Source organism: uncultured Sulfitobacter sp., from assembly GCF_947502895.1.
Lineage (GTDB): Bacteria > Pseudomonadota > Alphaproteobacteria > Rhodobacterales > Rhodobacteraceae > Sulfitobacter.
This window is the reverse complement of the sequence record NZ_CANNBM010000002.1, coordinates 757,621-778,312: the sequence shown is the minus strand read 5'-3', so window position 1 is coordinate 778,312 and position 20,692 is coordinate 757,621. Positions and strand designations below refer to the sequence as shown.

The window sequence follows — 20,692 nt, the reverse complement described above, 5'->3', positions numbered from 1 at the left end:
CGTTGCGGCATCCTCAGGGTGTTGCGGCCCACGTCATTGGTGTGGCTGTGGAAAAGCCGAACAGATACCGTAGCGGGCCAAGGTGCTGGGGTGGCCCCGCGACAAAGCCTTCGCGGGTATAGAGTGCGCGGGCGCGGGTGTTGATGTCGATCACGTCGAGGCGCACTTGGGTCAGCTTGCGGCTGCGTGCCTCGTCTTTGATGCTGTGCAGCAGCGCGGTCCCGACGCCCATGCCCCGCGCGCTGGCATCGACGCAGATGCCGTCCATCAACAGGGTATCAGCCTCCATATCACGCTCCAGCATGGCCAGTAGGGGGCCACGCCACAAGGCACCAAGCCAGCCGTAGTGCCTTGCGATATCGCGCATCCCGCCACCCGTCAGCGCGCCTTGGGCGGTTTTGAAGCCTGCAACGCCGATCACGCCCCCGCTGCCATTGCGGGCGACAAGGGCGTAATCGGGCGATACGAGGTCGGCAAAGAACGCCAGCGCGCGCGCATCGGGGCCGAGGATTTTGCCCAGTTTTGACGAAAAGGCGTTCCAATAGAGACGGGCGACATCCGCGCGATCTGAATCGCTGAATCCTGTCGAGATGGTGAATTCCGGCATCATGTCCCTTTCGTCTTGTGATTTGGTTATTGTCCTTGGGCGGCTGCACTGCAAGGGTGCGCGCTATGACGCAGACCGTGCAGCTTCCGCTCTGGCTTTTTGTATTGATCGTGCTGTTTGCCGCAGTAACGGCCCTTAGCCATTTTCTGCTGCCTTCGGTGCGCTGGTTTTTCCGCCGCCGGTTCGAGCGGGCGGTTGATCGCCTGAACAAGCGCCTCAAACGCCCTATTCAGCCGTTCAAGCTGGCGCAGCGTTATGACATGATTCAGCGGCTGATCTATGATCCCGAAGTGTCGCGTGAGATTGCGCTTTATGCGGAGAAGAACAACGTCCCCGAGAACGTGGCCTTTCAGAAAGCGCAGGAATATGCGCGCGAGATTGTTCCAAGTTTTAGCGCCTTTGCCTATTTCAGTTTTGCCATGCGGGTTGCCAAGTTTTTGGCCGAAGCTGTGTACCGTATCCGAACGGCGCCGCAGAATGATGTGGTGTTTGCCAATATCCCCGACGATGCCACTGCGGTTTTTGTGATGAACCATCGCAGCAACATGGATTATGTGCTGGTGACGTATCTGGCGTCCAAGACCTCGACCCTTAGCTATGCGGTGGGGGAATGGGCGCGGGTTTGGCCGTTGTCATCGCTGATCCGGTTGTGGGGTGCATATTTCATTCGCCGCCGCTCGCGCGGTGCGCTCTACCGCAAAGTGTTGTCGCGTTATGTGCAGATGGCAACGCTGGGGGGGGACACGCAGGCGTTCTACCCCGAAGGCGGGTTGAGCCTGACGGGCCGTTTGCAGCCGCCCAAAGTCGGATTGCTGAGCTATCTGGTGGACGGGTTCGATCCGGATGGACCACGCGATATCGTGTTTGTTCCTGTGGCGATCAACTATGACCGCGTGTTGGAAGACCGCGTGCTGATGGCAGCCCATGCGCGCGGGGATCGCCGTTTTGGCGCGCGTATTTCGGTTGTGGTGGCGTTTATTCTGCGCAAATTCTGGCAGCGGCTGCGCGGGCATGACACGCGGTTTGGCACTGCTGCTGTGGCTTTTGGCGATCCCGTCAGCCTGCGCGCGTACGGCAAGGTTGAGGATGTGGACGCGCTGTCGACCAATCTGATGGCGCGGATTGAGGCGGTGATGCCGATCCTTGGCGTGCCTTTGGTGGCGACCGCCTTGGGGGCCAAAGGGCCGTTGGGTGTCATGGAACTGGAGGCGGAGGTTGCCTTGCTGCTGGCGCAGATGCCTGCGCAGAGCGTGGCCGTTGCGCAAGATGATCTGTCTGTAGAGGTGGCGCGCGCCTGCCGTCATATGCAGCAGCACGGACTTATTGCCCAATCCGAGGGGGTCTGGGCCGTGATGGAGGGGCAGCAGACGGCTGTGTCTTTTTACGCCAATTCAATTGCGCATTATCTTGCAGATGACGGTATGCCGTTGAATGCTGCGGATGCAAAGGAAATTTCTGCACCTGCTGGGTCATAAAATTACAAAAATGGCGCTCTAGAGGTTGCAATGTTGCGCAGGCGGGCTTAATCACTCTTCAGAGCGCGCGGTACTGCACTGCGGCATCCTTATTCCCGCAGGAGGGCGACATGGCACTGGACACAACAATCGCGCAATATGATGCACCCGAGAAAGACCTGTATGATATGGGGGAAATCCCCCCAATGGGCTATGTGCCCAAGCAGATGTACGCATGGGCGATCCGCCGCGAACGTCACGGCGACCCCGACACTGCGATGCTGGAAGAAGTTGTAGATGTGCCGGAGCTCGACAGTCAGGACGTGCTGGTGCTGGTGATGGCCGCAGGCGTCAACTATAATGGTGTCTGGGCTGCGCTTGGTACGCCAATCAGTCCGTTTGACGGCCACAAGCAGCCCTACCATATCGCGGGCTCTGATGCTGCCGGTATCGTCTGGGCGGTCGGTGATCGCGTGACCCGCTGGAAAGTGGGCGACGAAGTGGTGGTGCACTGCAACCAAGACGATGGGGACGACGAAGAGTGTAACGGTGGTGATCCGATGTATTCGCCGACCCAGCGGATTTGGGGTTATGAAACACCGGATGGCTCGTTCTCGCAGTTTACCCGTGTGCAAAGCCAGCAGTTGATGCCACGGCCCAAGCACCTGACATGGGAAGAGAGTGCGTGCTACACGCTGACGCTGGCCACTGCTTACCGCATGTTGTTCGGTCACGAGCCTCATGACCTGAAGCCCGGCCAGAACGTTCTTGTCTGGGGCGCATCCGGTGGTCTGGGCTCCTATGCGATCCAGTTGATTAATACGGCGGGGGCGAATGCCATCGGTGTTATCAGTGACGAGAGTAAACGCCAGTTTGTGATGGATCTGGGCGCCAAGGGCGTAATCAATCGCAGGGATTTCACCTGCTGGGGCCAGATGCCCACCGTGAACACGGAAGAATATAACGTCTGGCTCAAAGAAGCGCGGCGTTTTGGCAAGGCGATCTGGGAGATCACAGGCAAGGGTGTGAGCGTCGACATGGTGTTCGAGCATCCGGGTGAGAGCACTTTCCCTGTCTCCTCTCTGGTGGTGAAAAAGGGCGGTATGGTTGTGATCTGTGCGGGGACAACAGGTTTTAACTGCACATTTGACGTCCGGTACATGTGGATGCACCAAAAGCGTTTGCAGGGCAGCCACTTTGCCCACCTCAAGCAGGCAGCGGCGGCAAACAAGCTGATGCTGGAGCGCCGTCTCGATCCTTGTATGTCCGAGGTTTTCTCTTGGAATGATCTGCCCGAAGCGCACATGAAGATGCTGCGCAACGAGCATAAACCCGGCAACATGTCTGTGCTTGTCCAAGCGCCGAAAACGGGTCTGCGCACGCTGGAAGACGCACTGGAAGCGCGAAAGTAACGCGCACTCCGCCATTTGGCCCAAATCAACGCCCCGCGAATCACCTAATGGTTCGCGGGGCGTTTACGTTTTGGAAACCGAACTAATGTGATCAATAGATTGGGATTGTTGACCTCACCATTTCTGGGGAGGGGGAATTCGTGACTATAGGTCGAGAATGAATACATGTTATGGTTGTATTAATCCTTTGTTAACGGTTTAGTGAGGAACATCGAAGTGCGAAATGACTGGATTTTAGACGTTCTTGCCGATTTGCGCAGTTTTGCCCAAGCCAATGATCTGCCGCAGTTGGCAGAGCAACTTGACGACGCTGCGCTGATAGCCACGGCCGAGTTCGCCACAAGGGACGAGAGGTCTGCAAAACGCGGACATGCTGGGGACACAGACCAAACTGGAAGCCATCCTGTCCGACTTGGAACAGGCGGCAACGCTTGACGGGATGCAACGCGTCTCCGAGGCGCTGAGAGAGTACTATCGCGTGGACCATCTGGTGTATCACTGGGTGGATTCGAGCGGTGACCAATACGGCTGCGGAACTTATTCGGATGAGTGGCAGCAAAAGTACCTGCAAGAAAACTATCTGCGGATCGACCCTGTTATTCAGGGCTGCTACCAGCGTTTCCACCCTGTAGATTGGAAGCGGCTGGACTGGTCGAGTAAGGCTGCGCGGGAGTTTCTGCGTGTCTCGGGCGAATATGGTGTGGGCAATCAGGGGTTTTCGGTGCCAGTGCGCGGGCCGCGCGGGCAATTCGCCTTGTTCACAATAAACCACAGTTGCGATGATGAAGAATGGGCGGTCTTCACCCAAGACAACCGCCGCGATTTGATCTTGATTGCGCATTACTTCAACGAAAAGGCGCTGGAGTTTGAGCCTGATCGCCAACCGGAGCAGCAGCAGGCCCTTTCGCCGCGTGAAGTGGATGCAATGACGCTGCTGGCCATCGGATATAGCCGCGCACAGGTCGCCAACAAGCTGTCGATCTCCGAGCATACCCTGCGTGTGTACATCGAGAGCGCGCGTTTCAAGCTGGGGGCGCTCAACACCACACATGCGGTTGCGCGCGCCATGAGCCGTGGCTTGATCGTCGTCTAGCGGATTGTCGGTGTTGCGTGGGCTGACCGTTGCCTTCAGCGTTCGTTAACTATGCCGGCGCTACTCCTGACGTATCAAGACATCTACGGGGAGCCATCATATGTTGCGCTATATTTATGCCGATCAACTTCACCAGTATCCACGCCTTGCAGAAGAGATGTTCACGCACCGTGCGGACCAGTTCCGCACCCGTCTGGGGTGGGACGTGTCGGTGGATTCAAAGGGGCATGAGCGGGACGCGTATGACGATCTGAACCCGCTGTACGTGATTTGGGAGACGGCGGAGGGCGGACACGGCGGCTCGACCCGCTTTTTGCCTACAACGGGGCCTGTGATGGTCAATGACCATTTCTCCCATCTGACCTCTGCGCCGATCCGAAGCCCCCATATCTGGGAATGCACACGGTTCTGCATGGCACGCGGGCAGGGGCCGAATGTTGCGGCTGCCCTGATGCTCGGCGGTGGCGAGTTGATGAACGGATTTGGTGTGCGTCATTTCGTCGGCGTGTTTGATGCACGCATGGTGAGGATTTACAAACGCGTAGGATCATCACCCGAGGTTATGGGGACAACAGGTACAGGGCGGGATGCGATCAGCGTCGGCCTCTGGGCGTTCGAGCCGGACGCACAAACCCGTGTTGCCGCCCGCGCTGGCATCACTCCTGCTCAGAGCCTTTCGTGGTTCAACAGGGCCTTTGGCGCTTCGCCCGTGATTGAATTTGCAGCCAGCGCCTGAAGGGTACTGGCCCCCGCGCGCGCAGGGTCGTAGTGTCGCGCGCATGACAACAGACATAACATATTCGGACGATCAGGCTGCTGCGCACGATGCGGTGGCTGAAATGCTGCAATCGGCGGGTATTGGTCTGGATGATGCCCTGTTGATGCCGCCCAAGGGCAATAAATCGCAAGTTATGGCGGTAACGGGCAAGGCGGGGTCGGGCAAGACGCTGCTGCTGGCCGAACTGTACCGCGCGCTGGAAGAGGCGGGCGTGGACATCGTTTCGGGTGATTACGAGGGCAAAAAGCGTAAGGACAAGCGCACGCTGGCCATTCTGGCCCCTACCAACAAGGCTGCCAGCGTTTTGCGTCTGCGCGGGGTCCCTGCGACCACAATTCACCGCATTCTCTATACCCCTGTGTACGACCCTGAATATGAGCGGATTGCCGAGTGGCTGGCGGGCAACGGGGAGCGGCCCGTGGACGTAGAAGGGCTGACCGAGATCGCGCTGGACCGCGCGCAGGCCTTCTACGAGGGGAACAAATCTATCCCCGGTGCGCTCGCGGCAGCCGGTCTGCGCGGCAGTGATTTTATCACAGGCTGGAAACGGCGGGAGGAGCCGTTGGACATCGGGTTTGTGGACGAATCCTCCATGCTTGATGACAAGCAATTCGAAGACCTGAAAGAGATTTTCCCGACACTGCTGTTGTTCGGTGATCCAGCGCAGTTGGCCCCTGTGGGGCAATCTGGCACGATGGTGTTTGAAAAGCTGCCTGAAAAGCGTGTGATGAACCTGAACCGGATTTTCCGGCAAGAAGCAGATAATCCGATCCTTGATCTGGCCCATGCGCTGGCCGACCCCGATGTGGGGTTTGAGCAGTTCGAGAGGATGGTGGAGGACGCGAGCAAGCGTGATCCGCGCGTGGTCTGGGGCCAGCGGGTGGAAGTTGACCTCATGGCGCGCAGCCCTGTGCTGGTTTGGCGCAATGCCACGCGCATCCGTTTGATCAACGCGTTCCGCCGCGTTCATGGCGCCCCCGAGGACGCGCTGTTGGAAGGTGAGCCGCTTATCTGTGACGGGATTGAACTGCCGCTCAAACATCGCAAAAAGCGGCTGGACCTAGAGGCGCGTGGCCTGATCAAAGGCGCGCAGGTGGTCTATCTGGGGGCAGGGCGCAAACCCGGGTTTTCGCGCCTGCATGTGATGGGTGCAGAGGACCCGCAAGTGAGCGCGGCGAGCATTGTTAAGATTGAAAAGCCGGATGAGGAAGAGCCGTTCATCCCGTTCGCCGCACGTATGGGTGCAACATTTTTGCATGGTGCCGCGGTCACAATCCATAAGGCGCAGGGCAGCCAATGGGACACGGTACAGGTGTTTGCACCCGATCTGTATGCCGCCGCCCGTATGGGGCGCATGGAGGCGGGGCAGCCCTTGTGGAAGCGGTTGGCCTATGTGGCGATCACCCGTGCGCAGGATCGCCTGATCTGGGTGGTACGCAACCGTCTTGCCACACCGTCCTATGCGTTGAACGTAGATGATCTGCGCGCAGCCCCTGCTGCCGCGCTGACGCTGGATGCGGTAGAAGACGGGATAGGGTAATTAGCGGCGCAGCAGGCTGAACACAGCTGATGCACCCCAACCCGCTGCTATTGCTATTGCAAGTGACAGCAAGCCGTAGAGAAAAGCGTTTTCGCGGCTAAGCGTGTACAACCACCGCTCCATTCCCACTTTTCGCACGTAAATGCTTGTCTCGTACTGCGACACGACTGCCCCGCCGCGTGTCAGAAAGATGCGGGTGACATAATCGCCCTCGATAAGTGCTGCAGGCAGAGCGATGGAGGTGCGGAACAGGGTTTGATCATCGAGGCTCACCGTGCCTTCGTTCAGCTGATACTGGTTGGATTTCGATTTGATGCGGATCAGTGCTTGGCTGAAGGTTTCGCTGTTCGAGATCGTGTCTGGCGCGCCAATAGAGCGGATTGCACGGGGGATCGAAACACGGTGCCGCACGTCTTCTGTTTCGCTCAGCGATAGGCCCAGCAGGGTGCTGGTCGAGATGGCGTAAAAGCTGGGCGCGCTGTCGATCTCGACTGCGTCTGTGTTAATCCAGATGCCGAATTTCTTTTCCTTGCGGCGCACTGTCTTGGTTTCGGAGGGACCAGCGACAGTGACGATTACTTGCAGGGGCGGGTTCTCGGGTGCGGGGGCGTCTCGTTTGACCGCACCAAATACCAGTATCTCCGAGCCGTCGAAATTTGTGTTGATCGAGACTGTATCGCTGCTGAGGCCAAGCACGATTTCTTCGGCCGTGGCTGGCAGGGTCACCGCGCATAGTGCCAGTACAAACAACAACGCGCGCATTAGTGGCCTCCTGCCGCGATTGAGTAGAGTTCGGCAGGCTGCAGCAAAAGTTCCAGCGCGAGTTTGCCACAGACAGCGAGAACCATAATCGCAAGAAGGATGCGCAACTGTTCGGCCTTCATCTTGACGCCGATTCGCGTGCCGATCTGCGCACCGATCACGCCGCCGATCAGCAGCAGCACGGCCAGCACGATATCGACGGTAAAGTTGGTGGTGGCGTGCAGCATGGTGGTAAACGCAGTCACAAAGATAATCTGGAACAGCGATGTGCCCACGACAACTTTGGTTGGCATGCCAAGCAGATAGATCATTGCAGGCACCATGATAAAGCCGCCGCCCACACCCATAATAGCTGCCAGAATACCCACTGCCACTCCGACAACCAGTGGCGGGATCACAGAAATATAAAGCCCCGAAACGCGAAAACGCATCTTGAGCGGCAGGCCGTGAATCCAGTTGTGTTTCTTGCGTTTGGGCGCTTTGCCCTTCTTGACGTTGCGGATGGCGTTGAGGCTCTCGAAGAACATCAGGCCACCGATCACGCCGAGGAACACAACATAGCAAAGCTTGACCAGCAAATCGACCTGACCCTGCGCCTTGAGAATGTTAAAGACGTAGACACCCAGTGCTGCACCGACCAGACCGCCGATCAGCAGCACCGTGCCCATCCTGAGATCCACCGTCTTTCGTTTGAAATGCGCAAGAACGCCCGAGAAAGAAGAGGCAACAATCTGGTTGGCCTCTGTGGCGACGGCGACAGCGGGGGGGATGCCGATAAAGAACAGCAAAGGCGTCATCAAAAAGCCGCCACCAACCCCGAACATGCCAGACAAAATGCCCACAATCCCGCCCAGCCCCAAAAGCAGGAACGCGTTGACCGATACTTCGGCGATGGGCAGATAGATTTGCATGGTTTTCCTTAGGCCCACCCGCATTCAAAATCAATGATCTAAGCCCAGATGCGGTTGGCAGGACTTAAAGGATCATGCGATCTGGCCTTATCGCTCTTTCACGTATGGCTCGCCCCCCGCGCGGGGCGGGATGGCTTTGCCAACGAAACCGGCAAGGATAATCACTGTCATCAGGTAAGGCAGCGCGGCCAGCAACTGGCCCTGTACACGCATGCCAGTGATGGACGTAATAATGTCGGGACGTGTTTCTAATGCGCCGAACAGACCAAAAAGCAGTGTTGCATACAGCGCGTGCCAAGGGCGCCATTTTGCAAAGATGAGGGCCGCCAGCGCGATAAACCCGCGCCCCGCTGACATATCTTTGACAAAGCCCGCCTGCAGCGCCGTGCTGAGGTATGCACCCGCAATACCGCATAGAACGCCGCAGATTGCCACTGCCGCAAACCGTAAACCCACGACAGAAACGCCAGCTGTGTCTACGGCTGCGGGGTTTTCGCCGACAGCGCGCAGGCGCAGGCCAAACCGTGTGCGGAACAACAACCACCATGTGAATGGCACAGCGGCGAAAGCCATGTAGACCAGGATTGAATGACCTGAAATCAGTTCATAATACAGCGGGCCGAGGACAGGTATGTTTTGCAGGCTTTCGGCGAATGGCAGGGTGATGGGTTCAAAACGCGCGCCACCCATCAGTGAAGGGGTGCGCCCGCCCTGTTTGAACCACGCTTGCGCGATCAGGACCGTAAGGCCTGCCGCCAGAAAGTTAATCGCGACGCCCGAGATAAGCTGGTTGCCACGAAATGTGATAGAGGCGACGCCATGAATGGCGCTGAGCACAAGTGAGGCGCCGATCCCTGCCAGCAGACCCACCCAGACCGAGCCTGTGATCGCAGCGATGGCGGCAGAGAAAAACGCGGCAGCGAGCATTTTGCCCTCCAGCCCGATATCAAAGATGCCCGCCCGCTCTGAATACAGCCCGGCAAGGCAGGCCAGCAGCAATGGCGTGGCAAGGCGCACTGTTGAATCGAGGAGTTGGATCAGGGTGAGGTACATATCCATGGCTCAGGCTCCCCGTTTGCCTAGGGCGAGGAAAATCCGCTCCAGCGGCATCCGCACCATGTTATCCAGCGCGCCTGTGAACAGGATCACAAGTGCCTGGATAACGACGATGAGTTCACGCGGGATGGACGTCCATAGCGCCAGCTCGGCGCCGCCTTGATAGAGAAAACCGAAGAGGATCGCGGCGACAAAGACGCCGAAAGGGTGTGAGCGGCCCATCAGCGCCACAGCGATACCGATAAAGCCCGCGCCTTCGACGGAGTTGAGAACCAGCCGCTCGGCTTCGCCCATGACGTTGTTGATCGCCATCATACCGGCAAGCGCACCAGATATAATCATCGAGACCATGATGATTTTATAAGGCGGCATGCCTGCGTATTTGGCCGCCGATTCCGATTGTCCGAACGATCGGATTTCATACCCCAGTCGCGTGCGCCAAATGAGGAACCACAAAAACACGCAAGCCGCGATTGCGACCAGCAGCGAAACATTTGCAGGGGCTGATTTGGAAAAGGCAATGCCGAAAGGGGCCAGCAACTCGTGCAAGGTGGGCAGGTGAACTGTTTCGGGAAAGCGCGCGCTGGCGGGGTCCATCGCGCCCTTTGGACGCATCAGATTGACCAGCACATAGTTGAGCAGAGAGGCTGCGATAAAGTTGAACATGATTGTGGTGATTACGATATGGCTGCCGCGTTTGGCCTGTAGCCATGCAGGCACAGCGGCCCAGGCGGCCCCGAACAGCCCCGCTGCCACAGCGGCGCCAATCAGTGCCAGCGACCAATGGGGCCAAGGGATATAGAGGCATGCCAGTGCCACGCCCAACCCGCCCAAGGCCGCCTGACCCTCACCGCCGATGTTGAACAGGCGGGCATGAAAAGCAATCGCAACTGCCAGACCTGTGAACATGAAATTGGTCGCGTAATACAGCGTGTATCCCCAGCCATAGCTGGAGCCGAGCGCGCCCGTAACCATCAGTTTGGCCGCCGCGACGGGGTCTTCTCCGATTGCAAGGATCACAAGCGCCGACAGGATACCCGCCAGCAGCAGCGAAATCAGCGGCACAAGGACGACTTCGGCCCATTTTGGCATCACATCCATCTATTTCGCCTCCCCTTCGCCCGCATGAGCGAGGTTTTCCTGTATCTCGGTCACACTATGGGGGCTGTCTGTATCGGTGATCCCCGCCATGAGCAGACCCAAGTCTTTCTCATCTGTCTCTGCCGGCAAGCGTTCACCCATGATATGACCGTCGAACATGACGGCGATGCGGTCTGACAATGCCATGATCTCGTCCAGCTCTACGCTGACCAGCAGAACGGCCTTGCCCTTGTCGCGCAGCGCGACGATCTGTTCGTGGATAAATTCGATCGCGCCGATATCTACGCCACGCGTGGGCTGACCGATCAGCAGCAGGTCTGGATTTCGCTCAATCTCGCGGGCGAGGACGATTTTTTGCTGGTTGCCGCCAGAGAAGTTTTTGGCGGCCAGTCTCGGGTCGGGCGGGCGTACGTCGAAGCGGGCCATTTTCGCCTCTGTGTCTTCGCGGATCGCGGCATTGTTCATCAGGATGCCGGAGCGGTAGGCAGCATCGTGGTGATAACCGAAAGCCACATTCTCCCATGCGGCGAAATCCATGATCAGTCCTTCGCGCTGGCGGTCTTCTGGTACATGGGCGATGCCACGCGCGCGGCGCGATTGCCCGTCTGAGTATTTACCCGTCAGATCAAGCTCTTGACCGTTTATCGTGATGTTCCCTGTGCCTTCGGCATAGCCACCCAGCACTTCCAGCAATTCGGACTGGCCGTTGCCTGCAACACCTGCGATTCCCACGATCTCGCCTGCGCGGACCTGTAGGTTGATGCCTTTCAAACGCTCGACACCCTTGTCGTCGTTCACGTGTAACCCCTTTACATCCAATACAATGTCACCGGGGGTGGCGGGCGTTTTATCAACGCGGAGCAATACCTTGCGGCCCACCATCAGCTCTGCCAGCTCGGCAGGCGAGGTCTGAGACGTTTTAACTGTTGCTGTCATCTCGCCACGGCGCATCACGCTGACGGTATCGGTAATGTCCATAATCTCGCGCAGCTTGTGGGTGATGAGGATGATGGTTTTACCCTCGGCACGAAGCCGGTCCAGTATGCGGAAAAGCTGGTCAGCCTCGGCGGGGGTCAACACGCCTGTCGGTTCGTCCAGAATCAGGATATCGGCCTGACGGTACAGCGCCTTGAGGATTTCGACGCGTTGCTGCATGCCCACACCGATGTCCTGTATCAGTGCGTCAGGCTCGACATGCAGGCCGTAGTCTTCGGCCAGCTCGATCAGGGTACGGCGGGCCTTGGCGATGGAGGGTTTGAGCCAGCGCCCATCCTCCGCGCCCAGAATGATGTTTTCCAGAACGGTGAAATTCTCAACCAACTTGAAGTGCTGGAAAACCATACCGATGCCGGCAGCGATGGCGGCTTGGCTGTCGGGGATTTGTGTCTTGTTGCCCTTGATGAAAATCTCGCCCTTATCGGCTTTGTAAAAGCCGTAAAGAATGGACATCAACGTGGATTTCCCTGCGCCGTTTTCGCCGATAATCCCGTGGATTGTTCCAGGCATCACGCGGATCGAAATATCCTTGTTGGCCTGCACAGGGCCGAAGGCCTTAGAGATGCCTTTAAGCTCGATGGCGGGGGCGGCTGTCATGGGCTTTGCCTTCGTCTGGGGGCGCAGAATAAATGTAAACAGGGCCGCGCTGGTTGTCCAACGCGGCCCTCTATTTTGCTTGTGCTACGCTTAGAAGTCCAGCGCGGGGCAGCTATCGTTTGTATAGTAGCTGGCCACTTTTGTTTCGCCGCTGATGATGCTGGCGCGTGCCGCTTCAACTGCGGCGGTCATGTCCGCGCTGACCAGCGGCGCGTTGTTGTCATCCATTGCAACGCCGACACCGTCATCGGCCAGACCGAGGCTGACCACGGTACCAGTTTCCAGTGCATCGCCTGCTTTCATGGCGTCATAGACGGCCACATCAACACGCTTGAGCATGGAGGTCAGCACTTTGCCCGGGTGCAGGTGGTTCTGGTTGCTGTCCACACCGATTGACAGGATGCCTTCGTCAGCGGCAGTTTGCAGAACACCTACGCCTGTGCCGCCCGCAGCGGCATATACCACGTCAGCGCCTTGGCTGATCTGCGCTTTTGTGATCTCGGAACCTTTTACGGGATCATTCCACGCAGCGGGTGTGGTGCCTGTCATGTTTGCGATGATTTTGGCATCGGGGTTCACCGCTTTTACGCCTTGGGCATAGCCGCAGCCAAAGTGACGGATCAGAGGAACATCCATGCCACCTACGAAACCGACAGTGCCGGATTTGGATGCCATCGCGGCCATCATACCGACGAGGTAGGAGCCTTCATGCTCGGCGAAACCCACCTGACGGACGTTGGGCAGGTCGAGCCATGTGACATCGATCACAGCGAATTTTGTGTCAGGGTAATCGGGCGCGACGGAGGACAGCGGATCGGCCATGCCGAAACCCATGGTTACAATCGGGTTTGCCCCTGCTTCGGCAAAGCGGCGCAGCGCCTGCTCGCGCTGGGCTTCGGACTGAAGCTCGATCTCGCGGAAAGTGCCGCCTGTTTCTTCGGCCCAACGGGTGGCGCCGTTGAACGCGGCCTCGTTGAAGGATTTGTCGAATTTGCCGCCCAGATCGAAAATCAGGGCAGGTTCGGCCAATGCGGCACCGGCGCTGAGCGCGGTGGCGGCAGTTGCGCCGAGGAATTTTTTCATGAGGGTCATAGGTCTCTCCCAGGGGTTTGGTTTTGGGGCAAGTATTGCACTGCCCGATCCCGCGCGCTTGCGCGACGCTGGTCCAAATTGTCTGTCCGGATGGAAGTGGGGTCAACCTGATTCGGGGGATTCCAGCGGTAGATGCAGTGATTAACCCAGCGTTAACGCCTATGTCAGAGGCTAGGTAAGTCGCGTGCCATCACAATTGCATCAATTGGTGCTGCATCCGCGCGGGTGTAATAGCCCTTGCGCAGCCCAGTGGGGGCAAAGGCCAGTCCGGAGTAGAGGGCGAGCGCGGCGGAATTGTCTGCGGCCACTTCTAAAAACGCGCTGTCTGCTTGTGGTGCGATCTGTGCAAGCCAGCGTTGCAAAAGCGATTTTGCGATGCCTTTTCGCTGATGGTCGGGAGCTACCGCAAGTGTCAAAAGCTCTGATTCGCCTGCGAGAGTGCGTGTAATGGCAAAGCCGCCCGTTCGGTGGAAGAGGTCTGTGTGGGGCTGGGCCAGCAGGTCTGCGATCTCTGCCGCGTGCCAGCCGCGTGAGTGGGCAAATGCCGCAGCATGGATTTCCGCCAGCGCCTCCGGTGTCACGCGACGATCCGTGGGGGAGTATCGCGCGCAGGTGCTGCGTCTGGCGGTTTGACGTAATTTGGTGCAGGTGGTGGTGGGAAGGCTGCGGCCTCAAGATACTTGGTCTGAGCAATATCAGCCATGCGCGCGGGATCTGGTTTGTAAGCGTCGTCATAGCCAGCAGCATTAAAATGCACGGCGATCTCGCTTGCGCGGTGGCCGCGTATTTCCATTTCAAATGGCAGCTGCAGATCGCGCGGGGGGTGTGCGGGATCAATGATCTGTGGCTGGCCTATAATTACACCAGTGCCAAACCCTTGAACATAGGCAAGGTCGCGCGGTGCAGGCACGCTGACAAGCGTGCCGTGGGGGACGGGTAAATGGCCATAGGCCAGCTCAAACTGGGTGATGCCAAACACAGGTATCCCGAGCGCCAGCCCCAAACCACGCGCGGCCGAGACGGAAATGCGGATGCCGGTAAAATTGCCCGGGCCGGTCGCAACTCCGATGACGTCGATGTCTGCAAGGGTCCAGCCGCTGTCTGTCAGAAAACCCTCTATCGTCGGAAACAGGGTTTCGGCCTGACCTTTCGCCATGTCGAGCACTCTGCCGCCAAAAGACCCATTCGTGCCACCGCCGACAGCGACAAAAGGCCCTGATGTGTCAAACACCAGGACCTTGGGTAGCTGTTTCCGGTTTTCGGGAAAGCGCGTGTCAGGCAACAGGACGCACTTCTGTCACTTCGGGGATGTAGTGGCGCAGCAGGTTTTCGATGCCCATCTTCAACGTCAGCGTCGAAGAGGGGCAGCCCGCGCAGGCACCCTGCATATGCAGATAGACGATGCCACGCTCAAACCCGTGGAAAGTGATGTCGCCGCCATCTTGTGCCACAGCAGGGCGCACGCGGCTGTCCAGCAGCTCTTTGATCTGGCCCACGATCACACCGTCTTCACCAGTGTGCTCGGCGTGGCCTGATGTGGCTGTGTGGTCTTCGCCCATAACAGGCTGGCCCGACTGGAAATGCTCCATGATCGCGCCCAGAAGGCTGGGTTTCAGGTGATCCCATTCGGCGCTGTCGGCCTTGGTTACGGTTACAAAATCTGTGCCAAAGAACACGCCAGTTACGCCATCGACGCCAAACAAGCGGGTGGCAAGCGGCGAGGTCGTTGCCGTGTCTGGCGCAGGGAAATCAGCGGTGCCCAGCTCCAGCACAGTCTGACCAGGTAAAAACTTTAGGGTGGCGGGATTCGGGGTGGATTCGGTCTGAATAAACATCTTGCGGGTCTCCGTCAGGGTTGCACTAGATATGCGGATGCGGGGCGCCAATGTCAAGGCGCTTGGAATCATTCTAAACTGGCTACGCCAGTCTATGCTGGGCTCAGGTGATCGCTTCCAGTCGCTCTTTGGTCATATCACCGGGAACAATTGTAATGGGGACAGACAGGCTGCCTGAATTGCGCGACAGCTGTGTCACCAGCGGACCGGGGCCTTTGCCATCCGTCCCTGCGCCCAGAACCAGAATACCGATGTCGTTGTTTTCCGATATTTGGGCGATGATTTCGTCTACCGCCTGTCCTTCGCGTATTACAAGTGTCGGTTCCACACCTTGGCGGTCGCGCATCCACTTTGCAAAGACCTCGTAGTGGACCTCGATCCGCTCGCGGGCTTCTTCACGCATGATGTCGCCAACGCCAATCCAGTGGTTGAATTCCTCCGGCGGAATAACGGCGAGTACCTCTACGCCGCCGCCCGTCTTTGATGCGCGCATTGCGGCGAACCGCATGGCGTTCAAACATTCGCGGCTGTCATCGAGGACCACAAGAAACTTGCGCATGATATTCTCCCTACATCGGGAGGATCATGGCGTGCAGCACCAATTCATGCAATTGGCTTTTATAAGTCCAGACCGCTGCAACAGGCCGTTGGCCGAAATTTTTCAAGAATTCCGCATGAATTTTCGCAAAAGTCGTAGTCGCGATGCGCCCTATACTTTTTGTGAAGCGGCCCAATCCCAATACATCGCGCGCACGCGCTGGGTGACGGGGTTGCCGTTGCCGCCCACCGCATAGTTTGTTTCGTCAAAGGCGCTGACAGGAGTGACTTTCATCATGTTGCCAGACAGGAAAATCTCGTCTGCGGCGTGAAAGTCGTCAAAGCTCAGGACCGCCTCATGTACCTGCATCCCGTCATTGCGCATGTTGTCCATGTGCCGCGCGCGCGTGATCCCCGCAAGGAATGTGCCATTGGGCACCGGCGTAAACACCTCGCCGTCTTTGACCATGAATACATTAGCCGATGCGGTTTCGGCCACGTTTCCGATCGCATCAGCCACAAGAGCATTGCCAAAGCCTTTGCTGCGCGCCTCTGCCATCATGCGGGCGTTGTTGGGATAGAGACAGCCTGCTTTGGCGTTGACCACGTTGTCTTCCAGTACGGGGCGGCGAAAGCGGGTGCGTGTCAGCGTTGTCGATGCTTGAGGAGCGGCCATGGGGATTTCTTCCAGCGAGATGGCAAAGCCTGTTGCCCCCTGACGTGGTACGATGCCCAGCTCATCACCTTCAAGCGCCCAATACATCGGCCTGATATAGACACAAGCGCGCGCCGGGTATTGCGCCAGCCCTTCGCGTACAATCGTCACCATGTCGTCCGATGTCACGGTGGGCGTAATCATCAGCGCACGGGCCGAGCGGTTGATGCGGGCGCAATGGGCCTCAAGATCGGGGGCGGTTCCATCAAACAGGCGTGCGCCGTCAAAAACAGTCGTGCCGAGCCACGCGCCATGATCGGCGGCTTTCATTACGCTAAGATCGCTGTTGTGCCACGTGCCCTCAAAATAGGTACGGATGTTTGTGCCAGTTGCCATTGCTAAAGTCCTGTGGGTGAGGCGCCTAAGGCGCGCTATGGTATATGCCTTCGGGCAGATTGAGGGCGGCGGCCAGATCGCGTAGCTGGTTTGGCGACAAAGTGATTGTATGGATTTTGTCTGTACGCGGATCCCATTGCTCTATCGTGATCTGGTGGGCAAAAGCGTTCAGGGTCACATCCTCGCACAAAGGTGTTTCGCCTTCGTCCACAAGGGTGATTACAGTCGCGTCAAATTCATGCTCTATGGTAAACATAAAGTCAGAGTACCCGATCATAGGTTGCGCGCAAGGGCGCGCGATTGGGCGTATCCTTGCTTTTGCGGTTGGGCAGCGGCTCTTCGTGCTGGAACAGAGATACGGGCGTGCTAGAACAAGAGGAAACTCTGCCGAGAACCAGCCATAGGCAAGACTGCCGAGAATAAGGATGCCCCTGTTATGATTTTGCGCGCTTTTGTGGCTTTATCGTTTGTACTGGCGCTGGCCGCCTGCGAAGTACCGCCAACAGGCTCGTCGGGCCCGACACCCACGGCAGCGGTTCAGGCCGCACCCGCCCCATCGGTCCGCACCAGCGCCCGCAGTTTTGTGCGTGTTGTGAACACGCTGGAGCCCGTGGCGGAGCGCGAGTGCCGTGCGCGCACAACCAATGTGAACTGTGATTTCAACATCGTTGTCGATGACCGCCCCGGCCAGCCTGCCAACGCCTATCAAACACTGGACCGACAGGGCCGACCCATCATTGCTTTCACACTTGCACTGATTGCAGATGCCCGCAACGAAGACGAGCTGGCTTTTGTCTTGGGCCATGAGGCGGCGCACCATATTGCGGGTCACATCGGGCGACAGCAGCAAAACGCCGTCGCAGGCGCAGTTATTTTTGCAGGCCTGGCCACGCTGAGTGGTGGCGATGCCAGTGCCGTGCGCAACGCGCAAGAATTGGGTGCGCAAGTGGGCGCACGCAGCTATTCCAAGGCCTTTGAGCTGGAGGCGGATGCGCTGGGCACTGTGATTACACAAAAAGCGGGTTATGATCCGGTTCGTGGTGCCGCATTTTTCACGCGCATACCCGATCCCGGTGACAAGTTTCTGGGAACACATCCGCCCAACGCCGCGCGTATTGAAACAGTGCGCCGCACCGCAGCTGGGCTCTAACGGGGGGTGCTACGCGTCAGTTGTAGCGTAATGCCAATTGTCGACATCGTGATCCAGAAGATCTGGATCATTGCCGAAGCAAGATTGAAACTGGCGATCAGGCCGATCAGCACACAAACAGCCGCCATAAGGTTCAGGCCAAAGTATGCGACGGAATTGCCACTGACGAACCGAAAGGTCAGCATCGCATAGGTCAGCACATAAAGGCCAAACCCCGCGACACCAACCATTTCGGCCACAGGTAATAGATTGCCGCTTAAATACATTCGCGATACTCCGATAAAATTATGTGGTTTGAAAAAGCAGTCTTTGAAATGAATGGTCTTGGTCTAGAACCAGAGGTAAATTCTCTGGTGTGGTACAGTGATACGCGTGGACGTTCGACGGGCCAAGTCAGGTATTCCTGACCATGCGTAAACTAGGGCAGATACTGAACGATCGCGGCAGCAAATATGCGGTTTCAGGGTGTGTTGTGACGGACCGCGCCGCTGTGGATGCTGTGCTCAAGGTGCTGAAACGCGAAAAATCCTATGCCAAGGCGACCCACAATACATGGGGGGTGGTGTTGGAAGACGGGGGGCCTCTCAAATCCGACGATGGAGAGAGTGGCGCAGGTATGGTCATCTTGCGCATGTTGGAGCGCGCCGAGCTGACCGATCATTTGGTCATCGTGACGCGCTGGTATGGTGGTAAACACTTGGGCGGCGACCGTTTTCGCCATGTCCAGACCTGCGTGAATGCCTATTTGGATGCGCTGTCGACTGAGGTCTGATTACGGGTTAATGCGGCGTTGACGGCGTTTGTGAAAAGCAAAGAGAAGCGGTGCGAGGATGTAATCGTATAGTTTACACGCGGCCCAATGCACTCCGGGCAGACCGATGATACGCGCCAGCCAGCGCGTCTGGGGTATGTCGCGCCACAGCACGACGAAAGCGGGAATACCCGAGATCACCTCGCCATCCTTACGCACATGAAAGCGTTTTGCAGCTTGATCAGCCGTGACGCCCCAATCGGCCAGTTTGCCAGATTCGGTCAGATCGTCGTACCGGATGGGCAGAGCCTGCTTTTCACTTAAACGCGCGTAGTGGTTCACTTCGCGGCTGCAAATCGGGCACTCGCCATTGTAGAGGACTTCGGTTTTTTGTGTCATGGGCGAGAGATAGCCGCGACGGGCATGCCGACCACCCCTAGCGCGGCTTATTCCCGTCAATCCACCGCGACATGAGGCCACGGTCGCGGAAACACTCGGGCGGCACCTGCGTGCGTTTGAGCCGTGCGATCCGCTCGGCAAAGCCGACCTGCTTGGACGAGGGGTAATCGTTGAACTGCGATGGCGCGGGCTTGTGTGCGTCGATCCATTTGGACATGCGCGCACGGTCTTGAGTGATGCCCACAGGCAGCTCTGAGTTGGTCTTTTCCGCCAGCGATTTGGCGTATTCGATCTGCTTTTCCGTTGCAGGTGTAGGCGTGGGTAAAGGCAGCTCAGCCTGTGTGGCAGGCGTGGCTGTGTCAAAGAGATCGGTAAACGTAGTTTGATACGACATGGGATGCTCCCTGTTCTTGTTCTGTACATATATAGAACATAGAGAGAACATTGTCAAGATTTGGGTGCTTGTACTGTTTCTCATAGATGTTGAAAGCCGATCATGCGCCGTGCAGGGCCAGACCGCGGGAAGGTGCTCAAGACATCTCAGTGGAGCGATTTATGGCGGACACATGGCTTTGCCGAATTTGCGTAGCGCCTGCATCTGCTAAAGCACCAGCCCGATGGGGCGGTCTGGCGCTGCACGGCGGCTACGCTTTGATTCCGTGCGAGCTTTGCAAAAAGGGCGAGTAAGAATCTTGGTGATAACAAAGGCTGCTCAGGTTGATTGATTTGGTAGTCTTCTCGCGCAATCGGAATTATTGTTAGATTCTAATTTGATAGTGAGATTTAAGATGGTCGACTTTTTCAAGGAGCTTGCAGATGCGGCAAATGCTCGAATTCGCAGCCCGTTTCTTGGCTCCATATTCATTGTTTTTTTGACCCTGAATTGGAAAGCAATAGCAATCCTAATTTTTTCGAATAGTTCAATTGAACTGAGAGCCCTTACCTTTGAGGGAATGACTAGTCTTACCGGTCTTGTTGTCTACCCAGTTGTACTTGGTGTCATAGTCGCATTGGTTTTACCTTGGTTAAAGTTGCTGGGAGCTTGGATTGCAAAAAGACCTTCTGGCATGTTGTTACGCCTGCAGCATGACGAGTCACAACAATTTAGAATTTACAAACTAAATAGTGACGCTGCTGAAGCGGAAGCTCAAGCGCGCTTGGACGAAGCTACGGAACGAGCAAAAATTGATGCTGCGAAGCGGTTGGAAGATGCTAGGCAAGTCGCCCCCGATTTAGAAGACGAAATAAAAGAGGAGAGGGCTGAATCTGCCGGTAAGGATGGAGTATTGCCAAAGTCAGAAATATGGAAACGGGAAGTCCTGAAACTGGCTTCCAATACTTCGAATGGTCAAGTGGTGAATGGTGATGACGGTTTTGCTAATATAGACGGAACAAAGCTCAAACTCTCTGATTGGTCGGGGTCTCACGAAGATCACAAGATTTTATCGGAGTTACTATCTGATATGTACATAAGTAATCTACTGGAAACGAAGGGCAAACTTCGTGGTACTGGTTTTGAAGTCTATGAAATTTCCGCCGATGGATATAACTACCTCGCTGGTTTGTAACC

24 protein-coding genes are annotated in these 20,692 nt (G+C 57.2%); 8 read left to right on the top strand and 16 right to left on the bottom strand.

The window, feature by feature from the left end; translation table 11 throughout:
• Nucleotides 1–13: 13 nt before the first annotated feature.
• Nucleotides 14–610, bottom strand: a complete 597-nt coding sequence (locus Q0903_RS11790; protein ID WP_366141495.1) for a GNAT family N-acetyltransferase — start codon at nucleotides 608–610, stop codon at nucleotides 14–16.
• A 62-nt stretch (nucleotides 611–672) separates the two neighbouring features.
• Between Q0903_RS11790 and Q0903_RS11785 the strand changes: the two genes are divergently transcribed.
• The 5 genes from Q0903_RS11785 (at nucleotide 673) to Q0903_RS11765 (ending at nucleotide 6,884) form a co-directional block, all read left to right on the top strand.
• Nucleotides 673–2,082, top strand: a complete 1,410-nt coding sequence (locus tag Q0903_RS11785; RefSeq protein WP_299415468.1) for a 1-acyl-sn-glycerol-3-phosphate acyltransferase — start codon at nucleotides 673–675, stop codon at nucleotides 2,080–2,082.
• Nucleotides 2,083–2,192: 110 nt separating this feature from the next.
• Complete coding sequence (gene ccrA / locus Q0903_RS11780) at nucleotides 2,193–3,473, top strand: crotonyl-CoA carboxylase/reductase (protein ID WP_299028435.1); 1,281 nt, start codon at nucleotides 2,193–2,195, stop codon at nucleotides 3,471–3,473.
• Nucleotides 3,474–3,843: 370 nt separating this feature from the next.
• A complete protein-coding gene (locus Q0903_RS11775) occupies nucleotides 3,844–4,566 on the top strand; it encodes an autoinducer binding domain-containing protein (protein WP_299415464.1) in 723 nt (240 codons plus the stop codon).
• A 100-nt stretch (nucleotides 4,567–4,666) separates the two neighbouring features.
• A complete protein-coding gene (locus Q0903_RS11770; protein WP_299028440.1) occupies nucleotides 4,667–5,302 on the top strand; it encodes an acyl-homoserine-lactone synthase in 636 nt (211 codons plus the stop codon).
• Between the two features lie 43 nt (nucleotides 5,303–5,345).
• Nucleotides 5,346–6,884 carry an AAA family ATPase gene (locus Q0903_RS11765; protein ID WP_299415461.1) on the top strand — a complete coding sequence of 513 codons (1,539 nt, stop codon included), beginning with the start codon at nucleotides 5,346–5,348 and terminating at the stop codon, nucleotides 6,882–6,884.
• Here Q0903_RS11765 and Q0903_RS11760 read toward each other — a convergent pair whose 3' ends face one another.
• From Q0903_RS11760 to Q0903_RS11705, 12 genes are all read right to left on the bottom strand, one after another.
• On the bottom strand, nucleotides 6,885–7,646 hold the full coding sequence (locus Q0903_RS11760) for a TIGR02186 family protein (RefSeq protein WP_299415458.1): 762 nt from the start codon (nucleotides 7,644–7,646) through the stop codon (nucleotides 6,885–6,887).
• Nucleotides 7,646–8,557 (bottom strand): sulfite exporter TauE/SafE family protein, encoded by a 912-nt coding sequence (locus tag Q0903_RS11755; RefSeq protein ID WP_299028448.1) that lies wholly within the window; start codon nucleotides 8,555–8,557, stop codon nucleotides 7,646–7,648. The genes Q0903_RS11760 and Q0903_RS11755 overlap by 1 nt, the downstream gene beginning before the upstream one ends.
• A gap of 87 nt (nucleotides 8,558–8,644) precedes the next feature.
• Nucleotides 8,645–9,616, bottom strand: a complete 972-nt coding sequence (locus Q0903_RS11750) for an ABC transporter permease (protein WP_299415456.1) — start codon at nucleotides 9,614–9,616, stop codon at nucleotides 8,645–8,647.
• A 3-nt stretch (nucleotides 9,617–9,619) separates the two neighbouring features.
• Nucleotides 9,620–10,714 (bottom strand): ABC transporter permease, encoded by a 1,095-nt coding sequence (locus tag Q0903_RS11745; RefSeq protein WP_299415453.1) that lies wholly within the window; start codon nucleotides 10,712–10,714, stop codon nucleotides 9,620–9,622.
• Complete coding sequence (locus tag Q0903_RS11740; protein ID WP_299415450.1) at nucleotides 10,715–12,307, bottom strand: ABC transporter ATP-binding protein; 1,593 nt, start codon at nucleotides 12,305–12,307, stop codon at nucleotides 10,715–10,717. It lies immediately after the preceding gene.
• Nucleotides 12,308–12,397: 90 nt separating this feature from the next.
• Complete coding sequence (locus Q0903_RS11735) at nucleotides 12,398–13,399, bottom strand: BMP family ABC transporter substrate-binding protein (RefSeq protein ID WP_299415448.1); 1,002 nt, start codon at nucleotides 13,397–13,399, stop codon at nucleotides 12,398–12,400.
• Between the two features lie 164 nt (nucleotides 13,400–13,563).
• Nucleotides 13,564–13,980 carry a GNAT family N-acetyltransferase gene (locus tag Q0903_RS11730; RefSeq protein WP_299415445.1) on the bottom strand — a complete coding sequence of 139 codons (417 nt, stop codon included), beginning with the start codon at nucleotides 13,978–13,980 and terminating at the stop codon, nucleotides 13,564–13,566.
• Complete coding sequence (gene tsaB / locus Q0903_RS11725) at nucleotides 13,977–14,681, bottom strand: tRNA (adenosine(37)-N6)-threonylcarbamoyltransferase complex dimerization subunit type 1 TsaB (RefSeq protein ID WP_299415443.1); 705 nt, start codon at nucleotides 14,679–14,681, stop codon at nucleotides 13,977–13,979. Before tsaB ends, Q0903_RS11730 begins: the two co-directional genes overlap by 4 nt.
• Nucleotides 14,674–15,234: a NifU family protein gene (locus Q0903_RS11720; RefSeq protein ID WP_299028469.1), complete on the bottom strand. Its 561-nt coding sequence runs from the start codon at nucleotides 15,232–15,234 to the stop codon at nucleotides 14,674–14,676. Before Q0903_RS11720 ends, tsaB begins: the two co-directional genes overlap by 8 nt.
• Nucleotides 15,235–15,337: 103 nt before the next feature.
• Nucleotides 15,338–15,793 (bottom strand): universal stress protein, encoded by a 456-nt coding sequence (locus Q0903_RS11715; protein ID WP_299028472.1) that lies wholly within the window; start codon nucleotides 15,791–15,793, stop codon nucleotides 15,338–15,340.
• A 150-nt stretch (nucleotides 15,794–15,943) separates the two neighbouring features.
• The gene (locus Q0903_RS11710) at nucleotides 15,944–16,822 is read right to left on the bottom strand and encodes a branched-chain amino acid aminotransferase (RefSeq protein WP_299415439.1); all 879 of its coding nucleotides are present in this window, start codon (nucleotides 16,820–16,822) and stop codon (nucleotides 15,944–15,946) included.
• A 25-nt stretch (nucleotides 16,823–16,847) separates the two neighbouring features.
• Nucleotides 16,848–17,078: a hypothetical protein gene (locus tag Q0903_RS11705; RefSeq protein ID WP_299028477.1), complete on the bottom strand. Its 231-nt coding sequence runs from the start codon at nucleotides 17,076–17,078 to the stop codon at nucleotides 16,848–16,850.
• Between the two features lie 180 nt (nucleotides 17,079–17,258).
• Here Q0903_RS11705 and Q0903_RS11700 point away from each other — a divergent pair, with 180 nt between their 5' ends.
• Nucleotides 17,259–17,972 carry a M48 family metallopeptidase gene (locus Q0903_RS11700; RefSeq protein ID WP_299415437.1) on the top strand — a complete coding sequence of 238 codons (714 nt, stop codon included), beginning with the start codon at nucleotides 17,259–17,261 and terminating at the stop codon, nucleotides 17,970–17,972.
• Here the strand turns inward: Q0903_RS11700 and Q0903_RS11695 are convergent.
• Entirely contained in the window at nucleotides 17,969–18,238 is a 270-nt protein-coding gene (locus Q0903_RS11695) for a hypothetical protein (RefSeq protein WP_299028480.1), read from the bottom strand. The genes Q0903_RS11700 and Q0903_RS11695 overlap by 4 nt on opposite strands.
• A 143-nt stretch (nucleotides 18,239–18,381) precedes the next feature.
• Here Q0903_RS11695 and Q0903_RS11690 point away from each other — a divergent pair, with 143 nt between their 5' ends.
• A complete protein-coding gene (locus tag Q0903_RS11690; RefSeq protein WP_299415434.1) occupies nucleotides 18,382–18,744 on the top strand; it encodes a YigZ family protein in 363 nt (120 codons plus the stop codon).
• Here Q0903_RS11690 and Q0903_RS11685 read toward each other — a convergent pair whose 3' ends face one another.
• On the bottom strand, nucleotides 18,745–19,122 hold the full coding sequence (locus Q0903_RS11685; protein WP_299415431.1) for a thiol-disulfide oxidoreductase DCC family protein: 378 nt from the start codon (nucleotides 19,120–19,122) through the stop codon (nucleotides 18,745–18,747).
• A gap of 37 nt (nucleotides 19,123–19,159) precedes the next feature.
• Entirely contained in the window at nucleotides 19,160–19,516 is a 357-nt protein-coding gene (locus tag Q0903_RS11680) for a hypothetical protein (protein WP_299415429.1), read from the bottom strand.
• Nucleotides 19,517–19,910: 394 nt separating this feature from the next.
• Here Q0903_RS11680 and Q0903_RS11675 point away from each other — a divergent pair, with 394 nt between their 5' ends.
• Nucleotides 19,911–20,690, top strand: coding sequence for a hypothetical protein (locus Q0903_RS11675; RefSeq protein WP_299028491.1), 780 nt, complete (start codon nucleotides 19,911–19,913; stop codon nucleotides 20,688–20,690).
• Nucleotides 20,691–20,692: the final 2 nt, after the last annotated feature.

Excerpts from the sequence above, each read along its gene's own strand:
- Q0903_RS11680 (WP_299415429.1), bottom strand. The coding sequence starts at position 19,516 with ATGTCGTATCAAACTACGTTTACCGATCTCTTTGACACAGCCACGCCT.
- Q0903_RS11785 (WP_299415468.1), top strand. The coding sequence starts at position 673 with ATGACGCAGACCGTGCAGCTTCCGCTCTGGCTTTTTGTATTGATCGTG.
- Q0903_RS11775 (WP_299415464.1), top strand. The coding sequence starts at position 3,844 with ATGCTGGGGACACAGACCAAACTGGAAGCCATCCTGTCCGACTTGGAA.
- Q0903_RS11790 (WP_366141495.1), bottom strand. The coding sequence starts at position 610 with ATGATGCCGGAATTCACCATCTCGACAGGATTCAGCGATTCAGATCGC.
- Q0903_RS11765 (WP_299415461.1), top strand. The coding sequence starts at position 5,346 with ATGACAACAGACATAACATATTCGGACGATCAGGCTGCTGCGCACGAT.
- Q0903_RS11710 (WP_299415439.1), bottom strand. The coding sequence starts at position 16,822 with ATGGCAACTGGCACAAACATCCGTACCTATTTTGAGGGCACGTGGCAC.
- Q0903_RS11755 (WP_299028448.1), bottom strand. The coding sequence starts at position 8,557 with ATGCAAATCTATCTGCCCATCGCCGAAGTATCGGTCAACGCGTTCCTG.
- Q0903_RS11715 (WP_299028472.1), bottom strand. The coding sequence starts at position 15,793 with ATGCGCAAGTTTCTTGTGGTCCTCGATGACAGCCGCGAATGTTTGAAC.
- Q0903_RS11705 (WP_299028477.1), bottom strand. The coding sequence starts at position 17,078 with ATGTTTACCATAGAGCATGAATTTGACGCGACTGTAATCACCCTTGTG.
- Q0903_RS11740 (WP_299415450.1), bottom strand. The coding sequence starts at position 12,307 with ATGACAGCCGCCCCCGCCATCGAGCTTAAAGGCATCTCTAAGGCCTTC.
- Q0903_RS11735 (WP_299415448.1), bottom strand. The coding sequence starts at position 13,399 with ATGACCCTCATGAAAAAATTCCTCGGCGCAACTGCCGCCACCGCGCTC.
- Q0903_RS11750 (WP_299415456.1), bottom strand. The coding sequence starts at position 9,616 with ATGGATATGTACCTCACCCTGATCCAACTCCTCGATTCAACAGTGCGC.
- Q0903_RS11685 (WP_299415431.1), bottom strand. The coding sequence starts at position 19,122 with ATGACACAAAAAACCGAAGTCCTCTACAATGGCGAGTGCCCGATTTGC.
- Q0903_RS11760 (WP_299415458.1), bottom strand. The coding sequence starts at position 7,646 with ATGCGCGCGTTGTTGTTTGTACTGGCACTATGCGCGGTGACCCTGCCA.
- ccrA (WP_299028435.1), top strand. The coding sequence starts at position 2,193 with ATGGCACTGGACACAACAATCGCGCAATATGATGCACCCGAGAAAGAC.
- Q0903_RS11720 (WP_299028469.1), bottom strand. The coding sequence starts at position 15,234 with ATGTTTATTCAGACCGAATCCACCCCGAATCCCGCCACCCTAAAGTTT.
- Q0903_RS11700 (WP_299415437.1), top strand. The coding sequence starts at position 17,259 with ATGATTTTGCGCGCTTTTGTGGCTTTATCGTTTGTACTGGCGCTGGCC.
- Q0903_RS11695 (WP_299028480.1), bottom strand. The coding sequence starts at position 18,238 with ATGTATTTAAGCGGCAATCTATTACCTGTGGCCGAAATGGTTGGTGTC.
- Q0903_RS11770 (WP_299028440.1), top strand. The coding sequence starts at position 4,667 with ATGTTGCGCTATATTTATGCCGATCAACTTCACCAGTATCCACGCCTT.
- Q0903_RS11675 (WP_299028491.1), top strand. The coding sequence starts at position 19,911 with ATGGTCGACTTTTTCAAGGAGCTTGCAGATGCGGCAAATGCTCGAATT.
- Q0903_RS11745 (WP_299415453.1), bottom strand. The coding sequence starts at position 10,714 with ATGGATGTGATGCCAAAATGGGCCGAAGTCGTCCTTGTGCCGCTGATT.
- Q0903_RS11690 (WP_299415434.1), top strand. The coding sequence starts at position 18,382 with ATGCGTAAACTAGGGCAGATACTGAACGATCGCGGCAGCAAATATGCG.